This is a genomic window from Pseudoroseomonas ludipueritiae (assembly GCF_014490445.1).
GTDB lineage: Bacteria > Pseudomonadota > Alphaproteobacteria > Acetobacterales > Acetobacteraceae > Pseudoroseomonas > Pseudoroseomonas ludipueritiae.
Window position 1 is genome coordinate 1 of record NZ_JACTUZ010000215.1, and the last position, 5,594, is coordinate 5,594.

A 5,594-nucleotide genomic window follows, 5' to 3' on the forward strand; every position below is an offset into this window, starting at 1 on the left:
ATGGCGTGCTCTGGGAGGATTCCGCCTTCCGCCGCCGCGTCGCCGCCATTGAAGTGGAGTTGAAGGCGCTGGAGATCACGCAGATGCGCGTGGTGGCCAACCAGCGGCACCGGGATGCCGACAAGCCGGACCCCGCTTCCTCCATCCTGAAGATCCGGGGTTCCGAGTTGCAGCAGGCCACCACCGAACTGCTGCTGGATGTCGCTGGTCCTTATGCCCAGGCGGCGCCCGGCCATGACGATGGAGCCGGACGCAATGAACCATCCCTGTTGCCCGAGGGCCTGGATGCCATCGCGCCGCTCTACTTCAACTACCGCAAGGTCTCGATCTACGGCGGCTCCAACGAGATCCAGCGCAACATCATCGCCAAGGCCTTCCTGGGCCTCTGAGGGGAGACACCGCCATGGACTTTGACCTGAGCGAGGAACAGCGTCTCCTCAAGGAGAGTATCGACCGCTTCGTGAACGATGCTTATGGCGAGTTCGAGAAACGTAAGACCTATCAGGCCGGCCCCGGCGGCTATAGCCCGATGCTGTGGTCCAAGTTCTCCGAGATGGGCCTGTTGGCCTTGCCTTTCACGGAGGAGGATGGCGGCATCGGTGGCGGGCCGGTGGAGACCATGATTGTTATGGAAGCCATCGGGCGCGGGCTGGTGGTGGAGCCCTATCTCTCCACCGTGGTGCTGGGCGGTGGCTTCATCCGCTTCGGCGGCTCGGCTGCCATGCGGGCAGAACTGGTGCCGCAGATCGCGGATGGCTCGCTGACCCTGGCTTTCGCGCAGCTGGAGCCAGGCTCGCGTTACGACCTGCAAGATGTTTCGACCACAGCCCGCCGCAGCGGCGATGGTTTCGTCCTGGACGGGTTGAAGCTCGGCGTGCTGCATGGGGACAGCGCCGGCAAGCTGGTGGTCAGTGCGCGGACCGCCGGTGCGCGGCGTGACCGTGACGGCATCACGTTGTTTCTGGTGGATGGCGACGCTCCTGGCGTCACGCGCCGCGGCATGGCGACGCAGGACGGGCTGCGCAGCGCGGAGATCACGCTGCAAGGTGTGCAGGTCCCGGCCGAGGCGGTGTTGGGCGAGGTCGGTGCCGGGCTGCCGCTGATGCAGCGGGTGACCGACCTGGCCATCGCCGCGCTCTGCGCCGAAGCCGTGGGCACCTTGGATGAATTGCAGCGCAACACCGTAGACTATCTGAAAACGCGCCAGCAGTTCGGCGTTTCCATCGGCTCCTTCCAGGCGCTGCAACATCGTGCGGCGGATATGCTGGTGGCGGTCGAGCAGGCGCGATCCATGGCGCTCTACGCAGCCATGATGGCCGAGGAGCCGGATGCGGCGCTGCGCCAGTCAGCCATCTCCGCCGCGAAGGTGCAGATCAACAACTCGGCGCGCAAGGTGGGGCAGGAAGCGGTGCAGCTCCAGGGTGGCATCGCCATGACCTGGGAATACAAGGCAGGCCACTACTTCAAGCATCTGACGATGATCGAGAAGAGCTTCGGCGATACCGATCATCACCTCGGCGTGGTCAGCGCCGCCGACAACCTCGTCGAGGCTGAATAACAGCCGCACCCGGAACACCGGGGCGGGAACAAGCAGGGAGGGTTTTTTTGATGGTCTATAAAACGGGTGGATTGGGGCGGCGCCATGTGCTCGGCGCGGCTGCCGGCCTGGCGGCAACGATCCTGGCCAGGCCAAGCCTGGCGCAGGAGCGCTTCCCGAACAAGCCGATCCGCATGTTCGTGCCCTTCGCCCCAGGCGGCGCCACGGATGTGCAGATGCGCGCGCTCTGCGATGCCGCGTCACGCCGGTTCGGGCAGCCGGTGGTGGTGGAGAACCGCTCCGGCGCCGGTGGCATCCTGGGCGCCCAGGCGCTGGTCGGCGGCGTGCGGCCGGATGGCTATACCCTGGCGCAGATGCCGGTCTCGGTGTTCCGCTACCCGCAGATGGTCGCCAAGCCGCCTTTCGACCCGATGAAGGATTTCAGCTGGGTGCTGCAGCTGACGGGTTACCTGTTCGGCGTGGTCGTTCGCGCGGATGCGCCGTGGCATAGCTTCACCGAATTCCTGGATTATGCCAAAGCGAACCCGGGCAAGGTCACCTATGGCTCGCCGGGCAGCGGAACTTCACTCCACATCACGATGGAGCAGATCGCCCAGACACGTGGGATTGAATGGACACATGTGCCCTTCCGCGGTGTGTCCGAGGACCTTCAGGCCCTGATGGCAGGGCAGATCCATGTCTCAGCGGATGCGAGCGCCTGGGCGGAACTGGTGAAGGACGGGCGGCTGCGCCTGCTGTGCACCTGGGGTGCCGAGCGCGCCAAGCGCTTTCCTGAGGTTCCGACGCTGCGCGAGCAGGGCATCGACGTGGTTTCGGAATCTCCCTATGGCCTGGCAGGACCGGCCGGCATGGAGCCGGCGGTTGTCAAGCTGCTCCAGGATGGCTTCCGCGAGGCATTGCACGACCCCGCGCATCTCGCGGTGCTGGACCGTCTCGACATGTCCGTCGCTTACCTCGGCAGCCAGGATTATGCCGCGGCGGCGCAACGGCAATATGAGGAGGACGGCGCGATGATCCGCCGCCTGGGCCTGAAAGCCAGCTAAGGAGAGGTGCGGGGCTGATTCAGGCAAGCAAAGGCGACGCCCACGGTGTTCACCCGTGCTGAGCAGAGCGGATCGGGAGTCAGTCGATGAAGCATCGCTCCACGTGAACTGCTTCCTTTCGATGTGACGGAAGGTGGGCATCTGGGGCGTGCCCTTCCGTCCCGGATGCCCTATAGCCACGCGCTGTTTCCCTGCGGAACATCCTAAGGATAAGCACTGATGCGTAATTATTTCACGAGACGCCAAGCCCTTCGCGGAGCCGCCTTGCTGGCTGGCGCGGCGTCGGGTTCCGCTGCTCTGCCTGGCATGGCCAGCGCGCAGGGCGCCGCATGGCCCAATCGTCCTGTCCGCATCGTGGTGCCGTTCCCCGCTGGCGGCACGACCGACCTGCTGGCCCGTGTTCTGGCGGAGCCGTTGCAGAAGCACCTCGGCGTCCCCGTTGTGGTGGAGAACCGCGCCGGCGCCGGCGGCAGTGTCGGCGCTGACTTCGTCGCCAAGGCCGACGCCGACGGCTATACCTTCTTGATGACCACGATCGGCACGGCGGCCATCAACTACGAGCTGTACAAGGGCAGCATCAGCTACAAGGCCGAGGATCTCGCCGCTGTCTCCAATGTGGCGAATGTCCCGAATGTGCTGACGGTGGCATCCAGCTCGCCCATCCGGACGCTGCAGGACCTGGTTGCCAGCGCCAAGTCCAAGCCAGGGGAACTGACCTTCGGCTCTTCCGGCAACGGCTCCAGCTTGCATCTGACCGGCGAGCTGCTGAAGGCCGGGGCGGGGATCGACCTTATCCACGTTCCTTATCGCGGTTCGGGGCCGATGCTGATCGACGCCATTGCTGGCCGTGTGGACCTGGCCATCGATAATCTGCCGTCATCCATCGGTCACATCAACGGCGGCCGCCTACGTGCCATCGCGGTCACGAGCCCGCAGCGCAGCCCTTCGCTGCCGGATGTGCCCACCGTTCGTGAGGCTGGCCTGCCGAGCGTCGAGACCGTGGCATGGTTCGGCGTCCAGGCGCCGGTTCGCACCCCGCGGCCGATCATCGACAAAGTGGCGGCGGCCATCCACACGATCGTCAACGAGCCTGTCTCGCGCGCCCGGATCGCCGAACAGGGCGGGGAGCCGGTGGGGGATAAGCCGGAGGAATTCCAGCGTCTGATCGATGCGGAAATCAAGCGTTGGACCGCCGTGATCCGGCAAGCCAACGTCCGGGTGGACTGAGGCCGTGGCTGACCGGGTTCTGATCACGGGCGGCGCGTCCGGCATCGGGCGTGCCGTGGCCGAGCGGTGCCGCGCGGATGGCTACGAACCGGTGGTCATCGACCGGGAAGGCGGTGCCGATGAAGGCATCATCCGTGCCGATCTGTCCGACCCTGAGGAAACCACGCGTGCCCTGGAGGTCGCGCTGCGCGGCGGCCCCATCACCCGCGTGGTCAATAACGTCGGCGTGGTCCGTCCTGGCCCGGTGGAGGAACAGACCATCGCCGACCTCGACCTCGTCGTTTCACTGAACCTGCGCTGCGCCATGCAGTGCCTGCAGGCGGTGCTGCCGGGCATGAAGGAGGCGCGCTTTGGCCGCGTCGTCAACATGGCCTCCCGCGCCGCGCTGGGGAAGGAGCTGCGGACGGTTTACGCCGCCACCAAGGCAGGGCTGATCGGAATGGCGAAGGTCTGGGCGCTGGAGCTTGGTGAGTTCGGCATCACTGCCAATGCCGTCGGCCCCGGCCCCATCCGCACAGAGTTGTTCGAGCGCGCCAACCCGCACAACAGCCCGCGTACTCGCGCCATCATCGATGCTGTGCCGGTGCGGCGCCTCGGCACGCCCGAGGATGTGGCCCATGCTGTGTCCTTTCTTCTCGACGAGCGCAGCGGCTTCGTCACGGGGCAGGCACTCTATGTCTGCGGCGGCATGACCGTGGGCGCCGCCGGCGCATGAGCGGAAACGACATGCCATCCCAGGCGCCAGTCGCGATCATTGGGGGCGGCAGCATTGGCGTTGCTTTTGCCCTGGTCTTCAGCCGGGCGGGCTTGCCAGTGCGGGTGCAGGACCCGGATGAAGCCCGGCGAGCCTCGGTGCCGGGGGAGGTGTCGGCACGCCTGCAGGACCTTTCCAGCTACGGATTGCTAGAGGAGCCGGCCGAGGCAATCCTGGCTCGCGTCTCTGTCACCGGCGATGTGGCCGAGGCGGTGTCAGGTGTGCAGCATGTGCAGGAATGCGCACCGGAGCGCCTGGAGTTGAAGAAGGAACTTTTTCAGCAGTTGGACCGCCTCGCACCGGCTGAGGCCGTGCTGGCGAGTTCCTCCTCATTCCTTCCAGCCTCATCCTTCGCGGCGGAGCTGGAGGGACGCCGGCGCTGCATGGTCGCGCATCCCGGAAACCCGCCCTACCTGATCCCGGTGATCGAGATCGTGCCCGCGCCCTTCACCGAGGAGGCGGCAGCCGCTCGGGCGGAGGCGCTCTTCACGCAGGCGGGGCTTTCACCGGTCCGAGTGAAGCGGGAGGTTGAGGGCTTCATCTTCAACCGACTGCAAGGCGCCCTGCTGCGGGAAGCCTATTGCTTGGTCCGTGACGGTGTGGCCTCGGCCGATGACATTGACCGTGTTGTGCGTGATGGCCTAGGCCGGCGGTGGGTGCATATCGGGCCCTTCGAGACGGCCGATCTCAATACCCGCGGCGGCATCGTGGCGCATGCGGAAAGGATGGGTCCGTCCTACGCCCGCATGGGCGCGGAGAGGGGCATGAACGACCTTTGGACGCCCGAGCTGGTCGCCCGGGTGGAACAGGAGCGTCGCGCCATCCTGCCCATCGATGCCTGGGAGACGCGTGTGGCTTGGCGTGATCGCGTTTTGATGGCTGATCTCAAGATGAGAAAGGGGCACGAATAAACAGGCCCTCATCTGGCACTACCTGGGCAGTTTAGGTGGCGGCGGCAGCGATAGTTCTGTTGCAAACGGCAGGGTGGCCGAAGTGAGGTAGAACGACGCTG

The 5,594-nt window shown here is 65.8% G+C and carries 6 protein-coding genes; all 6 read left to right on the forward strand.

Annotated elements, in window-relative coordinates; genetic code table 11:
- Nucleotides 1–389: acyl-CoA dehydrogenase family protein (locus IBL25_RS23950; protein ID WP_275296061.1), on the forward strand; the 389-nt coding region annotated here is incomplete at its 5' end.
- 14 nt (nucleotides 390–403) lie between these two features.
- A complete protein-coding gene (locus IBL25_RS23955; protein ID WP_187780982.1) occupies nucleotides 404–1,558 on the forward strand; it encodes an acyl-CoA dehydrogenase family protein in 1,155 nt (384 codons plus the stop codon).
- A gap of 50 nt (nucleotides 1,559–1,608) precedes the next feature.
- On the forward strand, nucleotides 1,609–2,601 hold the full coding sequence (locus tag IBL25_RS23960; protein WP_187780983.1) for a tripartite tricarboxylate transporter substrate binding protein: 993 nt from the start codon (nucleotides 1,609–1,611) through the stop codon (nucleotides 2,599–2,601).
- A gap of 219 nt (nucleotides 2,602–2,820) precedes the next feature.
- Complete coding sequence (locus tag IBL25_RS23965; RefSeq protein WP_187780984.1) at nucleotides 2,821–3,828, forward strand: Bug family tripartite tricarboxylate transporter substrate binding protein; 1,008 nt, start codon at nucleotides 2,821–2,823, stop codon at nucleotides 3,826–3,828.
- Nucleotides 3,829–3,832: 4 nt separating this feature from the next.
- Entirely contained in the window at nucleotides 3,833–4,543 is a 711-nt protein-coding gene (locus tag IBL25_RS23970) for an SDR family oxidoreductase (RefSeq protein WP_187780985.1), read from the forward strand.
- Nucleotides 4,540–5,493 carry a 3-hydroxyacyl-CoA dehydrogenase gene (locus IBL25_RS23975; protein WP_202986874.1) on the forward strand — a complete coding sequence of 318 codons (954 nt, stop codon included), beginning with the start codon at nucleotides 4,540–4,542 and terminating at the stop codon, nucleotides 5,491–5,493. The genes IBL25_RS23970 and IBL25_RS23975 overlap by 4 nt, the downstream gene beginning before the upstream one ends.
- The last annotated feature ends 101 nt before the right edge of the window (nucleotides 5,494–5,594 follow it).

Bases quoted from the DNA above. Each gene is read 5' to 3' on its own strand.
- IBL25_RS23955 (WP_187780982.1), top strand. From the start codon at position 404: ATGGACTTTGACCTGAGCGAGGAACAGCGTCTCCTCAAGGAGAGTATC.
- IBL25_RS23960 (WP_187780983.1), top strand. From the start codon at position 1,609: ATGGTCTATAAAACGGGTGGATTGGGGCGGCGCCATGTGCTCGGCGCG.
- IBL25_RS23965 (WP_187780984.1), top strand. From the start codon at position 2,821: ATGCGTAATTATTTCACGAGACGCCAAGCCCTTCGCGGAGCCGCCTTG.
- IBL25_RS23975 (WP_202986874.1), top strand. From the start codon at position 4,540: ATGAGCGGAAACGACATGCCATCCCAGGCGCCAGTCGCGATCATTGGG.